The 18304-nt window shown below is 47.4% G+C and carries 9 protein-coding genes; 7 read left to right on the top strand and 2 right to left on the bottom strand.

What is annotated here, in order from left to right; all coding sequences use genetic code 11:
* Positions 1-17 precede the first annotated feature (17 nt).
* The 6 genes from lpxC (at position 18) to Q0171_RS08065 (ending at position 6123) form a co-directional block, all read left to right on the top strand.
* Positions 18-911 carry a UDP-3-O-acyl-N-acetylglucosamine deacetylase gene (gene lpxC / locus Q0171_RS08090; RefSeq protein WP_299328797.1) on the top strand — a complete coding sequence of 298 codons (894 nt, stop codon included), beginning with the start codon at positions 18-20 and terminating at the stop codon, positions 909-911.
* Complete coding sequence (locus Q0171_RS08085; protein WP_299328795.1) at positions 912-1427, top strand: hypothetical protein; 516 nt, start codon at positions 912-914, stop codon at positions 1425-1427.
* 76 nt (positions 1428-1503) lie between these two features.
* Positions 1504-2970, top strand: a complete 1467-nt coding sequence (locus Q0171_RS08080; protein ID WP_299328792.1) for a hypothetical protein — start codon at positions 1504-1506, stop codon at positions 2968-2970.
* 188 nt (positions 2971-3158) lie between these two features.
* Positions 3159-4370, top strand: a complete 1212-nt coding sequence (locus tag Q0171_RS08075; RefSeq protein WP_299328789.1) for a phosphoglycerate kinase — start codon at positions 3159-3161, stop codon at positions 4368-4370.
* A gap of 74 nt (positions 4371-4444) precedes the next feature.
* The gene (gene corA / locus Q0171_RS08070) at positions 4445-5401 is read left to right on the top strand and encodes a magnesium/cobalt transporter CorA (RefSeq protein WP_299328786.1); all 957 of its coding nucleotides are present in this window, start codon (positions 4445-4447) and stop codon (positions 5399-5401) included.
* Positions 5401-6123: a TerC family protein gene (locus Q0171_RS08065; protein ID WP_299328783.1), complete on the top strand. Its 723-nt coding sequence runs from the start codon at positions 5401-5403 to the stop codon at positions 6121-6123. The genes corA and Q0171_RS08065 overlap by 1 nt, the downstream gene beginning before the upstream one ends.
* A 135-nt stretch (positions 6124-6258) precedes the next feature.
* Here the strand turns inward: Q0171_RS08065 and Q0171_RS08060 are convergent, their stop codons facing one another.
* Both Q0171_RS08060 and pbpC read right to left on the bottom strand, forming a co-directional pair.
* Positions 6259-9525: a hypothetical protein gene (locus tag Q0171_RS08060; protein ID WP_299328780.1), complete on the bottom strand. Its 3267-nt coding sequence runs from the start codon at positions 9523-9525 to the stop codon at positions 6259-6261.
* Between the two features lie 1040 nt (positions 9526-10565).
* Positions 10566-12860, bottom strand: coding sequence for a penicillin-binding protein 1C (pbpC, locus tag Q0171_RS08055; RefSeq protein WP_299328777.1), 2295 nt, complete (start codon positions 12858-12860; stop codon positions 10566-10568).
* 118 nt (positions 12861-12978) lie between these two features.
* On the opposite strand from pbpC, the gene Q0171_RS08050 reads away from it, so the two are divergent.
* Positions 12979-18297 carry an MG2 domain-containing protein gene (locus Q0171_RS08050; RefSeq protein WP_299328775.1) on the top strand — a complete coding sequence of 1773 codons (5319 nt, stop codon included), beginning with the start codon at positions 12979-12981 and terminating at the stop codon, positions 18295-18297.
* The last annotated feature ends 7 nt before the right edge of the window (positions 18298-18304 follow it).

Raw genomic sequence — 18304 nt, 5'->3', positions numbered from 1 at the left:
TTGTGTAGGGGGATTCTATGAAGCAAAGGACGATTAAAAAAAGAGTCGAGCTAACGGGCATAGGCTTGCATAAGGGCGTGCCTGTTACGCTTGTTTTAGAGCCTTTAGAGGCAAATAGTGGGATTGTGTTTTACCGCAGTGATTTGGGCGTGAGTATCCCGCTTGTGCCAGAATCCATTATTGATACCACTATGGCAACGGTCATCGGCAAAGGCTTGGCAAAAGTCTCTACAATAGAGCATTTGATGTCGGCGATTTATGCCTATGGGATTGATAATCTAAAAATCAGCATAAACAACGAAGAAGTCCCCATAATGGACGGCAGCTCCATAGCGCATTGTCTGCTGCTTGATGAAGCGGGCATTGTGGAGTTTGATGAGCCGCGCAAGCTTATAGAGATAAAAAAGCCCATAGAAGTGCGCGATGGTGAAAAGTTTGTGCGCCTAGAGCCAAGCCACAAGACGATTTTTGACTTTTCTATCGATTTTGCACACCCTGCTATCAAAGAGCAGCAATACACCTTTACTTTTTCTAAGCCTGCCTATATCGATGAAATTGCCAAAGCTAGGACATTTGGCTTCCTGCAAGAAGTCAATTACTTGCGCTCTATCGGGCTAGCAAAGGGCGGGAATCTTAATAATTGTATCGTGCTTGATGAAGCAGGCATTATGAATAAAGAGGGCTTGCGCTATCCAGAGGAGTTTGTGCGGCATAAGATTCTAGATGCCATTGGCGATATGGCGATTTTGGGGATTCCGCTGCTTGGGAGCTATATCTCCTTTGCCGGCAGTCATAAGCTAAACTCCCTGCTCACCCAAAAGCTTCTGCACGAAGAAGGCGCGTATGAGGTCATAACTGCTAGGGAAAGTGAGAAAGTCGCGGAGTTTGAAAAAGCAGTGGCGATTAGCTAAATGCACGCTTGCAATCTTCTAGTTGTATGTATCAGCTCTCCCTTGCATTACGCGATTTATGATGATGATAGGCTGCTAGAGTCCTTTAGCATTGATGAGAAGCCCTCAACTGCCCTGCCACTCATGTATCAGCGCCTGCGAGAATCAAGCATGCGCGTGAGCGGCATTTACTATGCTAGCGGTCCGGGCAATCTTAGCGCACTGAAACTCACACATACTTTTTTGCATAGCTGGGCGATTGTAGAGTCTATCCCGCTATACGCCACACACAGCTTCGCTCTCCTGCCAGAGCACTACATCTACGCCTTTGGGAAAAAACACTTCATAATGCGCGAAAACATAGCGCCTAGCCCCACCAAAAGCCCAGAGCAAAATCTCGCCCTAATCACTGCAAATATCGAATGTGTGCTATGTGAAAACCCACCACACAGCCCGCCTTTCACCCCGCCGGCAGTCCTGCCAAAATCCAGCTTCTGCCTACCCTGTGAGCCAATCTATATCCTCCCACCTGTGTAGCGTTACAAGAGATAGGAGCTGATGTGAAGTTAGGCTTGAAAAATACTGCAAGAAGTAGCCACACAAAGGAGCAAGTATGAAATGCGAGGTTAGAGGGATATGTGGCGGGTGTGATCCTGCTCAAAGCACAGACGCCAGCCCACATAGCAAAAGTGCGCTCACCACAAAAGCCACCGCACTTCGCACCCTGCTACGCGCCTACACTCTCCCTCACCTTAGCATATATGCTTCGCCAGATTCTGGCTATCGTGCCAGGGGAGAGTTCCGCGTTTATAAAGACTACAAGCCAGATTCTGCACCCAAGCTCTCACTCTCTATGAGCGCTCGAGGACATAACTCTCGGGTCAAACTCTCAAATTGCCCAATTCTCCTCCCAGCCCTCCAACGCACCTTAGAAAAGCTCATGCCCCTGCTAGAATCTAGCCCACTTCTCTCCCACAAGATCTATGCCATAGAGGTGCTAGGCTCTCGATTTGGCACGCTAGACTCTGCGGTAAAATCCGCAACCCCGCCACAATCCATAAAGAAAACAGCACTAGATTCTACTACCACGCTCTATACAATCGCGCATGATCACGCACAGCACAGCGATGTCATCATCACACTTATCTATCATAAACCCTTGGATTCTAGCTTCTGCCACGCTACAAACAACCTGCTTGAAACCCTGCGCGAAGCCCTCCACACAAATTGCCCTCCCCCACTAGCAAATCCCCCGCACCAGCCACACGCCACAATCCAAGCCCTAACCCTCATCGCCAGAAGCAAAAATCAAAAGCACATTTTCTCTTCAACCCCGCCAGAATCCACCTCCGCCAAATCTCACTTCCTAGAATCTAGCGTGCCAGAATCTAGCACCCTAGATTCTATGGACTCCGGCGCAGCTATGCGCAAGCCCCCAAACCAAGGAGAATCCACACTTGATACCAGGGATATGATTTGCGATGTGCTTATGCTTGATAAACCCTACACCTACTTGCGCCAGGAGGGGCGATTCTGCCAGCCAAATGCCTATATGAATCCCTGCATGCTCTCCTTTGTCAAGCGCAAAATCCACGCCCATACGCGCGAAGATCTGCTTGAGATGTATGGTGGAGATGGTAATTTCTCCATCGCTTTGGCAGAGTGCTTTGACAAAGTGCTAGTAACCGAAGTCGTCAAATCCGCACATGCACTCATCGCACACAACGCCCACCGCAACAATATCACAAACATCACTTCCGCACGCCTTAGCGGAGCAGAGACCATAAGTGCATTGCGCAGGCAGCGGGAGTTTTTCCGCTTGCGTGGGGTGGAGCTTGAGCAATTTAGATTCTCGCATGTGCTTGTCGATCCGCCAAGAAGCGGTATAGGCGATGAAGCCATGCTTGACTTCCTAGCAAGCTTCCCCTACATTATCTACATCTCATGCAACCCAACAAGTCTAGAAGCCGACTTGCGCATATTGTGCCAAAGCCATGTCATTGAGCATTTCGCGCTTTTTGATCAGTTCCCTCACACCAGCCACAAAGAATGCGCGCTACTCCTACGCAAATCCAGCTAACACCACCCACCAAGCCCTTGCACCAATTACACCGCCTTTTGACACCATTTTCACACCCACCAGAATCTAGCTCACTCGATTTACCGCCAATCTCCGCTCGCCCCTGTGTCTGCATGCGCTGGTATCAAGGGATTATAAAGCCTTTTATGCTATGATTCAAGGATTATAGACCACTTGAAGGAGTAGTTATGAAGCAGGTCGCTGGTATTACATTTATGCAGCAGGTAAAAACCATACGAGATATAAATTTACGCGATAAACATATCCTAATCCGCGTGGATTTTAATGTCCCAATGGACGAGGATTGTGATATTAGCGATGATACAAGGATTAGAGAAGCCCTGCCTACGATCAACTACTGCATCGACAATGAGCCAAAATCCATCGTGCTTGTCAGCCACCTAGGACGCCCCAAAGGCGTGCAGCCAGAGCTCTCGCTAAAGCACATCATCAAGCGTCTTGAGCGACTTTTGGAGACAAGCGTGCTATTTGCAGATTCTATTGAAGCGGTCAAAGATCTCCAAGAGAGCGCGCCTAAGGGAAGCATTATCCTGCTAGAAAATATACGATTCTATAAAGAAGAAGAAAAAAACGACGAGACCCTAAGCAAAAAGCTAGCTTCCTTGTGTGATGTCTTTGTCAATGACGCCTTTGGCACAAGCCACCGCGCGCACGCCAGCACCTATGGGATCGCAGAATTTGTGGAGCAAAAAGTCGCAGGACTCTTGCTCAAAAAGGAGATCGACTCCTTTGCCAAAGCATTGGCAAATCCGCTAAAGCCCGTGCTACTCATCGTAGGTGGGAGCAAGGTAAGCTCCAAGCTCGAGCTACTCTCAAATATCCTTGATGTGGTAGATAAAATCATCATCGGCGGGGCTATGAGCAATACATTCTTAGCATCACTTGGCTTTGATATGGCAAAGTCGCTTGTCGAAACCGAGCTTATCGATGAAGCGCGCAATATCTTGCAAAAAGCCGCGCAAAAGGGCGTGAAAATCTATCTGCCTGTCGATGTTGTCAGCACCGATGATATTGCTACACATACTAATATCAAAATCACCCCCGCCCAAGATGTCCCAAGCGGCTATATGGCAGTAGATATGGGACCTGCCACGACTAAGCTCTTTAGCGAAGTGATCCAAGCCTCACAGACAATCATTTGGAACGGACCGCTAGGGATCTATGAGATCTCGCAATTTTCAAGGGGGACATTTAACCTCGCCCATACTATCGCAGACACCTACGCCTTTAGCTTGATTGGCGGGGGAGATACAGCCGATGCGATCGAGCGCGCAGGCGAGCGGGACAATATGAGCTTCATCTCCACAGGTGGAGGAGCAAGTCTTGAGCTTTTAGAGGGCAAGGTCCTCCCTGCATTTGAGGTGCTGGACAAAAAATAGCCCAGCGCTTCAAATGCAATTGGCTTTGTCTTTTGATGAGTAGTAGCGCAAGCCTGGCGCGATAGGAGAGAGTGATGATGAATGTGTTTTTCAAAAAAGATGGCGCAGTTTGTAGAAAAGATATCAGCAGCGCAGAGAGCCTAGCACTCCCCCAAGGCGTGCTGTGGATCGATTTATTGCGCCCATCGAGCGCTGAAGTCTCCTACATCGCCCAAACCTACGCACTCGATATCCCTACAAAAGAAGAGCGAGAGGAGATTGAGCAGTCCGCGCGGTATTTTGAAGACACCCAAAGCATTACGATAAACACCTATTTTCTCATGCGCTCCACTACAATGGATTTGCACAACGAAACCGTTACTTTCATTCTCTTTCAAGGCATACTTTTTACCATTCGCTACGCAGATTTCAAAGTATTTAACGAAATCCAGCAAAGCGTGCTTATCAGCCCCAAAAATTTTGAAGATGGCTTTGATCTCATCAGTAAAATCTTTGAAGTGCGTGTGGAGCAAGATGCCGATATGCTAGAAGGAGCAGCGCAGCTTACCAAGCTACTGCGCAAAGCGGTCTTTGACGAAGAAGCAAGCGATCACACCGCCCAGCTCGCCAAGCTCTCAAACTTGCAGGAGTTTAACCTTAGCGTGCGCGACTCGCTCTTTGACAAGCGGCGTGCCATTACAGCACTGCTCAAAAGCTACAAAGTCGATCCTGAGATCAAAAAGGACCTAAGTATCGTGCTAAAGGACTTAAACTCACTTGTAGAATTTACCACCGTCAATCTCAATATGCTCGATAATACCCAAAGCCTCTTTGCCAGCCGTGTCAATATCGAGCAAAACAAGATTATCAAGCTTTTTACCGTGGCGACTATGGCGATGATGCCCCCCACACTTGTTGGCACGATTTATGGAATGAACTTCAAATACATGCCCGAGCTTGAGTGGGAATTTGGCTATCCGCTAGTCATCGTGGTGATGATCATCTCCACCGTCATTCCCATCATCTACTTTAAGAAAAAGGGCTGGCTATAATGGCACTGCTCGCTGACCCGCAAGTATGGGCTTCCCTGCTCACACTAGTGCTGCTAGAAATCGTGCTAGGCGTGGATAATCTCATCTTCCTAGCTATTTTAGTCGCAAGACTGCCTAAGCACCAGCAGCGCAAAGCACGGATTCTAGGGCTAGGATTCGCGCTTATCACGCGCATTGCCCTGCTTGGTGCGCTTTTTTGGATTACCAAGCTTACAGCGCCGCTTTTTAGCGTGCTTGGGCTTGCTATCTCTGGGCGCGATATTGTACTTATCACCGGGGGGCTTTTTCTTATGTATAAAAGCGTGCAAGAAATCCACAACCACATCACCCACGCGCCAGAATCCCACACCATAAAGAGCAAGCATGCCGGGCTTTTTAGCACGATTGTGCAAATAGGGATCATCGATATTGTCTTCTCGCTAGATTCTGTCATCACCGCTGTGGGTATGGCAGAACATTTGGAAGTCATGGTTTTGGCTATCATCATCGCAGTGCTTATGATGATGTTTGCCGCTGAAGTTATTTCAAAGTTTATCGACACCTACCCCACGCTAAAGATTCTAGCCCTAGCATTTTTACTCATCGTTGGCATTGTGCTGCTTGCCGATGGGCTTCACTTTGAAATCCCGCGTGGCTATGTGTATTTTGCGATGTTTTTCTCACTTGGCGTGGAGCTGCTCAATATCCTAGCCCACGCTAGAAAATCTACCAAAGACTCTTAAGCATAGCTACAAAGAGTCCCAAAGCGCAGATTCTAGCCTTACGCCCCATCTCTCTCACTTGCGAGAAAATCCGCAAGAATTTTCGTGGCAAAGCAAGCGCAGCCGCAGCAGGTTTCTTTAGAAAGCCAACGCCTTTTAGAAAAAGTAATGCCACCTTACAGAAGCATTATGCGTAATCCCTAACTCCCCACCTACTACCACATAGCCTGCAGAGAAGTTTCCTGCTTTGTCTGTGTGGTAATTTATCACAAAGGTGCCTTGGTAGAAAAATGGTGCTAAATGCACTGCTGCTGCTCTACCTGTCTTTTCATCAATGGTATAAGCCTTGCCATTGAGTGTTGGCATAATGTTTATATCTGTATTCATTAGATACCTAAATCCACCACCTAGTGTAGTAGAAATCCTTTTGCCATACTCTTGGTAGTAGTTGAGATTTGCTTGGGCATAAGTAACAGCATAGCCTTGGCTTAGTCCTCCATAGCGTAGCTCACCAGAGCGGTCTGTCCTCATCTCAAACTCTCCTAGATAGCCACCCTCTACACCTACACCAACTGAAGGGAAGAGGATAGATTTGCTTCCATACATATACACAGATGAGCCTAGTCTCAATGATGAGCCAAAGTTGATATTCCCTACATTAGCACTAAATCGCATACCATTCATATCTTGTCCTACAGACATATCACTATAGCCACCATTGACATCAGCCATATAGTAGAATCCTGCTAGCTTAGTCTTAGCAAAGATATGGGAGAATCTAAGCCCTAGGAAGCCTGTGTGTCCTTGGGCATCGATATGGGCTTGCTTATAGCCATTGTAGATATACTCATACCCACCATAGAAGCCGATATTCCCACTTGTTTGTCCAAGCGCTAAATCCCAAGTCGAGCCAAAGAGTGTGCCCACACTCCAAGAGTTAGTTTGTGCGCCATTGGTTGCTTTATGTGAGCCTGTCCCACCATAGGCACGGATAAAGAAATCCCCTTGGACTTTATGCTTAGCTAGTAGCTCTGCACTTATCTCTCCAAGCTTAGGCTCTTGTGGCATTTCTGGCTTGCTGGCTAGGATTTTAGGCTTAGTAGGAGCTTTAGGCTCTACTGGGGCTTTGCCAGCTTGTGCTAGCTTTTGATTGTCTTTATCCCATTTGGCTTTGTCTTTGTCATATTTGGCTTTATCTTTTTGATATTTGGCTAGGGCGTTTTTATGCTCTTTTTGTGCTTTATCATAGGCAGCCATTAGCTTTTTATAGTCTTTGTGATCTGGCTTGACATTGGGCTTTATAGGAGCTTTTGGCTCTTTAGGAGCTATGGGAGCTGGCTTAGAGCTTGCAGCTAGCTTTTGATTGTCTTTGTCCCATTTGGCTTTGTCTAGCTTGTATTTGGCTAGATCTTTTTCATACTTGGCTAGGGCTGCTTTGTGTGCTTGCTGTGCTTTGGTGAAATCTGCCATAGCCTTTTTGTAGTCTTTGTGGTTTGGCTTGAGATTTGGGCGCACGGGAGCTTTAGGAGCTTTTGGCTCTACTGGAGCTAGTTTGCTAGCTTGTGCTAGCTTTTGATTGTCTTTATCCCATTTGGCTTTGTCTTTGTCGTATTTGGCTTTATCTTTTTGATATTTGGCTAGGGCGTTTTTATGCTCTTTTTGTGCTTTATCATAGGCAGCCATTAGCTTTTTATAGTCTTTGTGATCTGGCTTGACATTGGGCTTTATAGGAGCTTTTGGCTCTTTAGGAGCTATGGGAGCTGGTGTGGGGCTGCCTGAAAGCTTTGCTTTATCTTTTTCACTAAGCTTATCCCATTTTGCCTTGTCTTTTTGATACTGCTCTAGGGCTTTTTGGTAGGCTTTGTCCTCTTGCTCGTATTTGGCGATTAGGGCTTTGTTCTCTTTGGTGCTAGCAAGCTTATCCCATTTGGCTAAGTCTAGCTTGTATTTGGCTAGGTCTTTTTGATACTGGGCTCTTGCATCTGCTAGGGTGGCTGCTTCTATGCGCTGCTCGGTTCTGCGCTCTTTGTTTTTCAAACTTCTTCTGTTTTGTTCTGCGAGATAGGTGTCTATAAGCATTTTTCGGCGCATAGATTGGCGCACGACTACGCTTGTCATACTTGCAGCCAAGGAGGCTTCTACCTCAAAGATAGGGGTGCCATCGGGATTAAACTTCACACCTATGCCTTGGAGCTCGGGGCTTGATTCAAAGGTGGGCTTAGAATTGTTATCGACATAGCTATGGCTGGTGCCAGATGATACATAGTCTGTGAGATTTTTGCTAATGCTTTTTGCAGGGTCAAAGCTGCCATCAAGATAGGTTACTTGGATTTTATTGACGGCAAATTCTTTGTTGCCACCATTACCACCTGTATTATTATTTATTGTTACTCTCTCTATAGCTTGGTTGCCTTTGAGTCCTACGCTTAGGGTATCAACGGTGAGTTTAGCGTCTTTGGTGATGTTGATATTAGAGAGTGTATGGGGCTCTATTTTACCTGCTGTCCCTTGTCCTACACCATTTAGGGTGTTTATGGTGGCATTGCCGCTTGTTACATGTAGCTCTTTGATGATACCACTTGCTAAGCCACCGCCTGTGTTATACACAGCATTATTGGTTACGCTATCAGCGTCTTTAGTAAGCTCTAGCTTGTCGATTGTGCCGTTGTTGGTGATGTGGTTGGTAGCGGCAGCTTGGGCATTGCGGAGGGCTCTTGTGGTGGTAGTGCTGGTGGTGAGTGTTTCGATAGAGCCGTTGTTGGTAAAGGAACCACTCGCTAGAGTAAATTTAGCAACCTTACCTATGATAGTGTGATTGCCACCCTCTTGGGTGATGTTAGCAAAGGCAGAATTTGTGCCATTGACAAATGTGCTGCCACTGCCACCAGCTTTAAGCACGACATTGTTAAGTGTGCCGCCATTGTGGGTGAATGTGCCACCGGAGAGTTTAGCAGTAGTGATCTCTCCACCTGATTGGGTAAAGTTACCGCCATTGAGATTGGCAGTTCCTATCGTGCCGCCTTTTTGCGTGGCAGTGCCGCCTGACTGATTGAAGTCAGTTACACTGCCTCTAATTTGCTCAAACGCACCATTGCCGCTTAAATCCACCTTTGTGATAGTGCCGCCTGTGATTTGGCTATCACTATAGCCACTAGGGTCGCCATTATGCTTACCTTGATAGAATGTCCCATTAGTGATATTTAGGTTGGTAATCTCACCTACAAGCTGATGTGTTTTACCACCGCTAAGATTGAAGTCTGTTATTGTTATATCGAAAACTTGCGTGTCGCTATTCTCGCTGGTTTGATTAAATGTATTGATGTCTAGCTTACCGCCACCACCTTTTAGATGTAGTAGATTGGCTGTATGATTTAGGGTGGTTATGGTGCTGGTTCCATTCTCTACTCTAAGCTCAACTCTCATCTTTCCTTCAATATTTGCCGTCCCTATGGTGGATCCATTGAGCACACCATTAGCCCACACCCTGCTTGAATCCACAGATGTTGTAATAGTATAGTTATTTAAAGTAGTCTTGTTTAGTCTTAGGGTGTAGCCTCCACCTGTTTCATTTGTGCTAAAGCGTGTCCAGTCCCCTTGACATTTATCCTGACCATCTTTGGGACTAATTACAAAAGCTTGACCACTTATTATCTCAGCTTTACAGCCTTTTTGTAATCCTTTGTCAGCATCTAGATGCCATATAGCATAGAGATTTGTCAAACTTAAGCACGAGATACAAGCGATAGATAAAGCAACCTTTTGAGAGAATCTAGTAGAAGCATTGAGAGAGAGATTATTTACCCCCCCCCCCCCGTTTATATGGGGCAGTGTTATGAGTAGATGTTTTCATTATGTCTCCTTAAAAAGGTTAAGTGAAAGTTTAAAAAGCCACATTGTAGCCAAAATCAAAAAAAAAAAAAAAATAGATTTATGTTTGGGATTGGATTACTAAAGAAGCTGCGGCTGCGCCTTGCTTTGCCACGATTTGCTACGCAAATCTTGTGATGACGGAAAAACACGATTAAGTAAAAGTGGATTCTAGGGAGTATTTAGGAAGTATGTTAGAATTTCAGTAGAGGTTGCCCAAGAGAGTTGCAGCCTCTCTTGGCGTAGCCTACTTTTCACAAAGGAGGTTACGATGAGTAAGATTTACCAGAAAATCTTAGTCGGCATTATACTGCTATGTATAGTAGTAGTCAAGTGCTACTAGGATAATCCATAGCCTACCTTGAAAAAGCCTTTGGTCGTTAAGGGGGTGGGCTAGTCTTACTCAACTCTCCTACTTAACGCGTGTTAATCTGCTTTAAACTTGCTTATTTACTTTACTTTTGCTGTGTTTATGGATTGCCACGCCGATTTCATCGGCTCGCAATGACGGGAGATATTTCGCCTAAAGGCTCAATATGACAAGAAAAGGGCGTTATTTGAAAAAGTGGATTCCGGGGATTCTGGATTGTGCTACTTCACTGGGCTAGGACTTCAAACTCCACGCTAGAGCTCTGCCCATTTTGCGTGATGACATAGAGCGAGTTTGTGCCATTTTTAGGAGATAGACGCATGCGCCCAAGGTCATTTGCGCCGATAAACTCGCCATTGAGAAAAAAATACGCAAGCGTTTTTTGCTGCAATAGCGCGATGACTCCGTCTTCTTGGGTGCTTTCATCACGCATGCTTGCTAGTGAAGCGCGCGAGAAGCGGATACCAGGCGTGGGGTAGGCGATGATCGAGCTTGGGCGTGGGGCTTGCGCGGCGGTGCGTAGTGGCTTGGCATAGTAGGGCATATAGGCGATTTTGCTGCTAGGGGTGGTGCTACTAGAATCTTGCTTGCTGGAGTCCCCGCCACTAGGGTCTTGCACGCGGTAGCCGTTTGTATCGATTCGCACTTCGCGCATTTTGGGCGTATTGCTCCATTTGCCTACCTGCGCCCAGCTGCCAAACTCACTGACACTATCCCCATGAAGTAGCTCAAAAATATCAAACATAGCCACCCCTGCGATTTCCCTGCCTGTGAGATTCACGCTTGCTTTTGCGCTGAAGTTCCCGCCCCATACCGCTACGACATAGCGATCGCTTATGCCAATCGCCCAGCTATCGCGATTTCCAAAGCTTGTGCCGCTTTTCCAAGCGATTTTATGCGCGAAGCGGGAGCTGCGGGCGTTTAGCGGGAGATTGAGCAGGGATTGCAGGGTGAGATAGGCGGCTTCCTTAGAAATGCCAAAATTGGTCTGTGTGGAATTATTGATGTAGTCTTGTGTGAGATTGCTGGGGACTTGGGTGGATTTTGGTGGGCTTATCATGCTGGACTCTAGCGCACTAGAAGTCATCGCGCTAGAATCTGCGGGGCTTGTCGCTCTGGCTAGTGCGTGTGGCGTAGCGGAGAAATCCCCGCCATGTCGTAGTCCTAAGTAGAGCTTGGCAAGCTGAAAGAGACTTAGCTCTTTGGTGCCTAGGATTAGTGAGAGTCCATATTGTGCGAAGTCGCGCTCGCTAAAGGGCGCGTTTGCACGCAAGAAATAAAAAAACTCTTCCACGCCATAGTCTTGCAGCAGTGCGACAAATGGTGCGTTTAGCGAGTTTCGCAGGCAAAACAGCGCGCTTTTGCTCCCGTAGAATCTGCGCGAGGCGTTGTGTGGGTTGAAATTCCCATAGAATTGATTGCTATCAGCGAGATTTGTCTGGGGAATGATGAGCCCAGAATCTAGTGCAAGCGCGTAGAGAAAGGGCTTTAGCGTGGAGCCGACATTACGCGCAGCTTGCACGCCATCAATCGCGCCTAGGCTGCTTAAGTCATAAAAATCCTGCGAGCCTGCATAGCCTACAATCGCGCCATCGCGGCTATCAAGCACGAGTGCGGCGAGATTATGCACGCCTTTGTCTTGGATTATGGTGGCAAACTCGCGGAGCTTGGATTCTAGGAGCTCTTGGGTGGGCTTGTGGAGTGTGGTGTGGAAGACTTTGGTGCCTGGGTTGTGGCGGGGGAGCCATAGGCTTGCGTGCGGGGCGATTGAATTGCTGCGGTAGAGGGTTGGCAGGGGCTCTAGGAGAGCTAGGCGATACTCCATGTCTGTGATGAGATGAGAATCTAGCGCGCGCTTTAGCAGGGAATCGCGCTTGGCTAGGAGTTTGGCTGGGTTTGTGAAAATAAGATTTGGCGTGTTTGGCATGATAGCTAGTAGGGCATTTTGCGCAGGGGAGAGCCTATGCAAGGGCTTTTTGAAATACAGCAGGGCGGCGGATTTCACGCCAACGATATTGCTGCCATAGGGGGTGTTATCAAGATAGAGGCGCAGAATCTGGGGCTTATCCTTTTGCCACTCTAGGCGCAGGGCTTGCAGAGTTTGGGTGAATTTATTCCACCAGGTGCGCTTCTGCTGGCTGCCGAGCTTGGCTACTTGCATGGTGATTGTGCTAGCGCCATGGCGCTTAGCGTGGGCGAGATTACCCCAAATCGTGCGTGCCAGGGCTAGGGGATCTACCCCAGCATGTGTGAAAAAGCGCTTGTCTTCATAGAGTAGGACAAACTGCTGTAACTGCGCTGGCAAATCTTGGCTCTGCAAGCTGACTTTGAAGTTGTCGCGCTCATTGACAAAAAAGCTTAGCAGCTCGCCATCTCTATCAAAGCTCACTAGCGATTCTGGCTCAAAGGTGAGCGTGCTCGTGTCGCTAAGGATAGCGCCCCCTACGCATAAGCACATCAAGCAAGCAAGTATGGCAAAGGTGCGGATAAAGGGCTTTTCGCGTATGTGTTTAGGCTTCATGCGTGTGCTTTATGTGGCTTGTGTCCTGTGGATTTTGCGTGTATTGTAGTATATTTCTCAAAAATCAAAAAAAAAAAAATGCTACAATCTCTGCTAAAACTTTACCACAGGGGGAGTCATGTCAAATCCAGCTCAAACGCCCAGCAAGCCTACGCTGCTATCTAAGTCAAAGCTCCTTGTCCTGCTCGCACTCATCGTGGCTGTCGCGCTTGCGCTTGCGGCTGGGGTGCAAATCTCCAAAAGCTCTGCTAGAGCGCAGATAAACGCGCTTGCCGCAGAGTTTGGCACGCCGACTTTCACCACTCTCAAAGATGAGAATCGCACGCAAATCTCGCTGCCAATCTTTACCAACACGCCACTAAGTGCTAGCGAGCTAGAATCTAAAATCTCCATAGATTCTGCGCCTATGCCTAAGGATAGCAAGCTCGCTAGCCTCCAGCAAGTAAGTGAGCATGAGTGGAATCTCCTTTACACTCCTAAGACAAATGGCAAAAAAGAGCTGCTTATCAAGCTTGATACAGCTAGCGCAAACATCGCCCTAGAATCTGGCGATACTGCTAAGGTGCTTGATGCAAAAATCTATGGCAAGCAAAAGGCGATAGAGATTTTTCTCGATCGCGATATTGGGCTGGATTCTGCCAAGGCGCAGGGGAGTATTCGCGTATATAGTGGGAACTACGCGCCGCAGGTAAAAGCACTCGTGCAGGGCAGTAAAATCACGCTTACTGGGGATTTTGAACCGGGTCTAACCTATAAACTCACATTCAAGCACCCCATAGAAAGCGAGGAGATCACGCTACAAAGCAAAAGTCTCTACCCAAGCCTGCGGTTTGCCCAAGAGGGCAGTATGCTTGCTAGCAGTCGTGATGTGAAAATCGGTGTGATAAGCACCAATATCCGCAAAAGCACACTGGCTATCTACAAGCTTAGCACCGAGAATCTGCGCAGTGATAGCAATATACGCGAGTATATCACCAGAAATAGCAGCTATATTGACACCTCATCTATGGATAAAATCTGGGAGAAAGAAATTACCTTTGACCTTAGCAAAGATGAAGTGCAAACCGCGCTTGTGCTAAGTGAGCTGCTGGACAAAGATCTCGAGCAAGGCGCGTATGTGCTGGAGTTTCGCACTAAGCGCGCGGATAAGATTTACCCAAATGATAATGAATGGGAAGAATACGATAATGGAGACGCATATAGAAGTGCTATTAAACTGCTTGTCGTCTCTAATGTCGCGCTTGTAGCAGAGAGGGCTGGGGATAAGCTCATCGCCTATGCGCTGGATTCCACCACGGGCGAGCCGCTCTCTGGCATAAAGCTCTCGCTCTACTCCACTTCAAACAAACTCATAGAATCTGTGAGCACAGATTCTGGCGGCTATGCGGAGTTTAGCACCTATAAATCCACCGCACTTGGCGGGCAAATCATCAAAGATAAGGACAATGAGCCTTCTAGGGATTTTGCGCTAAAACCTGCGATTTTAATCGCAGAATCTAGCGACAAAGGCGGCGAGATCAGCTATCTAGGGCTTCACTATGATAGTAGATTTTACGATGGGCGCGATACAAGCGGTGCGCAAAAGCGCAAACGCAAGGTGTTTGCCTACACGGATAGGGGGATTGCCAATCCTGGGGAATCTATCCAGCTCAATGTCCTTGTGCGCGATGAGCGGATACAAAATGCACCAATTAAGCTTAGTATTTTTAACCCGCGTGGCAGCAAGATTATCAGCGAGCAGATTATCCAGCCCATAGGCTATGGGCTTTATAGCTATACATTTGCCACAGATACAAGCTTCATCACAGGGGGCTATCGCGCGGCATTTAGCATAGGAAGCGAGAAATTCTACAAAAACTTCCAAGTCGAATACATCACGCCAAATAAAATCCGCGTAGATATTGATGCGCCCAAATCCCTAGACCACGCCAAAAAGCACCTAGAAGCGACGATACAAAGCGCGTATCTCACAGGGGCAAGCGCACAAGGGCTAAAATACAAGCTCAATCTCCAAGCCACGCCGCTTGATTACAAATCAAAGGCGTATAAGGGCTTTGATTTCTCCCAGAGTGAGAGCGAGTCCTATCGCTTTGATAAAAGCTTTGATGGTGTGCTCGATGAAAGTGGCAAAGCGCACTTTAATTTTAATCTCGCCGAGCTAGATTCTAGCTATAAGCATTTGCGCCTGGCACTTAGGGCGCAAGTGCTTGAAAGCACCGGACACCCTGTCTCAAACGCTGCTGCGGTGCAGTATTTTGGCACAGGCAGTATTATCGGGGTGGGCGAGATTCCGCACTATGTCGATTTACTCCATGCTCCGCTTGAGCTTCCGCTCATCGTGCTCAATCCATTTACCGACAAGCCAATCGCAGATAAATCAATCCGCTACAAAATCTACCGCAACAATCGCTACTGGTGGTTTGACTATGATGTGCAAAAAGACTTCAATGCTAAAATCAAAAGCGACATTAACACCACGCTTATAAAAGAGGGGAGTATCACTTCTAAGGGCGCGCCATTTAACTTGCGCGAAGATCTTTCAAGCTTGGTGGAGGACTATGATTCTGTGTTTGTCGAGCTAGATGATGGGAGCAATCCCCCTAAAATCGTCTGGCTCGTGGCAGATGCGTATGGCGATGCTGCGATAAAGGCAAACCCATCACAGCTGCCCCTAGAGCTTGATAAATCTTCTTATGAAGCAGGCGAGAAAGCCATAGTGCGCTTTAACTCCAAAGGCTTTAGCAAGGCGATTATCACGCTAACCCAAGGCGATACAATCCTAAAAAGTGAGATGATCCAAATTTCTGGCAATCAAACAAGCTATGAAATCCCGCTTACAAAAGAATATGCGCCAAACATCTATGTAAGTGCGACACTCATAGCCAAAGACCCAGATAAGTCGGGCGAAGATTTTGACAAATCGCAAAAGCACACACAGCAAGATATGCGAAAAACCGCGATAGTCAAGCGAAGCTTTGGCACGATTAGTATCCCTGTGCAAGACCCAGCCCTAGCACTCTCTCCTGAAATCATCGCACCAGAATCCATAAAACCAGCTTCCAAGCTCCAAATCACAATCCAAAACCCCAAAAAGCGCAAAATGGCTTACACGCTTGCGGTGGTTGATGAGGGGATTTTGCGTATTATCAATTTCCAAACGCCAAACCCACTCAAAGGCTTATATAGCAAAATCAACGATGAAGCGATCCACTATGATAATTTTGACGAGTTTATGGCGCGGCTATTTGGCGTGGTGCATCAAAGTGTGCTTATCGGTGGAGATGAGGAGAGCCTGGGACAGGCGGCAGATTTTAGCAAGAAGCGCCGCGAGAATCTCATCTACTTCACCAGCGGAGTAAGCGATGAAAGCGGCAAAGCGACTATAGAGTATCAGCTGCCAAACTTCGTGGGCAGCGCGCGTGTCATGCTCATCGCAAGCGATGAGAGCAGTGTGGGACATGCAGAATCTCATGTAACAATCGCCGAGCCCGCCAATCTCTACTCCAATATCCCAGAGGAGATGAAGCGCGATGATACAATCATCGCACCTGTGGAGGTGCTCGCCCAAGATAGCGCAAGCCTAAGTCAAGTTGATATTCAAGTAAGCGGCGATGTCGCGGTTAAAAAGCTAGAATCTAGCCTTGATCCCAAGCGCAAACGCTTTATGCAATACCTTGCTATCACGCCAAAATCCATAGGCAAAGCCAATATCACAATCACCATGAAAGCCCAGGTAGAAGTATCGCCAGAATCTAGCGTAGATTCTACCAAGAGTGGCACAAATAGCGCAAAAGCTCCTGTGGCAAAACAAACAATCACACAGAGCAACCACTACGCCATAAACATCAGCACACCTCTGCCACCACAAACAGACGAAGAGCTCTCCACACTCAATGCTAAAGAGTCTAAGACTCTCCAAGCCAAGCAGCAATATATCCAAGGCTCGCTCGCACAAAAGCTCATCATCTCACCATCGATGATTTTCTCCTATCAAGACAAAGTCGAGTATCTCTTGCATTATATGTATGGCTGTATCGAGCAGAGTGTTTCTGCGACTATGCCACTACTACTAGGGCTCCAAGGCGCAAAAGAGCAGAGCGAAGAGATCGTGCGTGAGCGAGTGCAGCGGTCAATCAATCGTATTGTGAAATTCCAGCGTGGGAATGGCGGGTTTGGCTACTGGATAGATTCTAATGAGACTAGCGACTATGGTAGCGACTATGCCGCGCTTTTTCTTCTCCTAGCCAAGCAAAAAGGCTATCAAGTCCCAGAATCTGTGCTCAAAAACTGGAGCGCCTATGCCACCAAACGCGTGCAATCTAGCTCTACCCCGGCTCTGCAGGCATACCCGCTGTTTCTCCTAGCACTCCAAGGCACGCCAAATATCTCGGCGATGAATGAGCTTTATACTTATCACTTCAAAGAGCTCTCCTTGCGCGAGAAACTAAGCCTTGCTGCGAGCTATAAGCTAAGTGGGCTAGATGATGTGGCTAAAGAAATCCGCGCCAAACTGCCTGAAAATCTCCTAGATATGCAGCACTATGAAAAGCCTTATAGTGATAGGTGGGATTACTATACGCGCTATTACTACTATGGTAGCGCATTGACAAACCAAGCCATGAGTGCGTATTTTCTCGCACTCATCGATAAGTCGCCAAACCTTACCCTGCTGCACTCCATTGCCAAAACTTTAGAAAACGAGCGCTGGCTGGGCACACAAGACATTGCCACAAGTCTGCTAGCACTTAGCATGAGTGCGGATTCTAGCGACAAAGGCGTGCGATTTACCCTCAATGGCAAGGAATACTCCACAAACAAGCGCATGAGCATTGTGCTTGATCCTCATGCTAAAAATACCCTGGAGGCTAAAGACAAGCTCTATATCTCGCTAGTTAGCACAGGTGTGCCAGATGTCAATCCAATCACAATCCCTGCTAAATCGCAGAATCTAGAGCTATCGCGCCGGATTTTTGCCATTGACAAAAGTGGGCAGGAAGTGGCACTTGACCCTAGCAATATCAAGCTTGGCGATGAATTCTACATCGAGCTAAAAATCACAAACACTTCGCAGACTAAATCGCCTAGAAATCTCGCACTAACCCAAATTATCCCAACAGGCTGGGAAATCCAAAACACCAGAATCAAGTCTCAAAGCAGCGATAGCCAAGAGAACGGCAGGGACAAGGAAGAGGCGCTAGGGGATAGGGCGTTTATGAAAGCCAATGATCGCGTGGATTATATGGATATCTTGCGCGATAGGGTGATGTTTTTCTTCGATAATGGGCTTGTGGATTCTGGCAAATCACAGGTGGTGTATATCAAATGTGTCGCGACACTCACGGGCGAATATGTGCTAGGCGGTGCGCTTGCCGAAGCCATGTATGATAGCGACTTTATCGCGCGCACAAGTGCGCAGGCTGTGCGCGTAGCGAAATAAACTTGAA

The sequence above is a fragment of the uncultured Helicobacter sp. genome (genome assembly GCF_937906905.1).
Classification (GTDB): domain Bacteria; phylum Campylobacterota; class Campylobacteria; order Campylobacterales; family Helicobacteraceae; genus Helicobacter_B.
Note: the sequence above shows the minus strand (reverse complement) of the source record. Positions and strands in the feature narration are given on the sequence as shown.

Excerpts from the sequence above, each read along its gene's own strand:
- Q0171_RS08075 (WP_299328789.1), top strand. The coding sequence starts at position 3,159 with ATGAAGCAGGTCGCTGGTATTACATTTATGCAGCAGGTAAAAACCATA.
- corA (WP_299328786.1), top strand. The coding sequence starts at position 4,445 with ATGATGAATGTGTTTTTCAAAAAAGATGGCGCAGTTTGTAGAAAAGAT.
- lpxC (WP_299328797.1), top strand. The coding sequence starts at position 18 with ATGAAGCAAAGGACGATTAAAAAAAGAGTCGAGCTAACGGGCATAGGC.
- Q0171_RS08080 (WP_299328792.1), top strand. The coding sequence starts at position 1,504 with ATGAAATGCGAGGTTAGAGGGATATGTGGCGGGTGTGATCCTGCTCAA.
- Q0171_RS08065 (WP_299328783.1), top strand. The coding sequence starts at position 5,401 with ATGGCACTGCTCGCTGACCCGCAAGTATGGGCTTCCCTGCTCACACTA.
- pbpC (WP_299328777.1), bottom strand. The coding sequence starts at position 12,860 with ATGAAGCCTAAACACATACGCGAAAAGCCCTTTATCCGCACCTTTGCC.
- Q0171_RS08050 (WP_299328775.1), top strand. The coding sequence starts at position 12,979 with ATGTCAAATCCAGCTCAAACGCCCAGCAAGCCTACGCTGCTATCTAAG.
- Q0171_RS08085 (WP_299328795.1), top strand. The coding sequence starts at position 912 with ATGCACGCTTGCAATCTTCTAGTTGTATGTATCAGCTCTCCCTTGCAT.
- Q0171_RS08060 (WP_299328780.1), bottom strand. The coding sequence starts at position 9,525 with ATGAGAGTTGAGCTTAGAGTAGAGAATGGAACCAGCACCATAACCACC.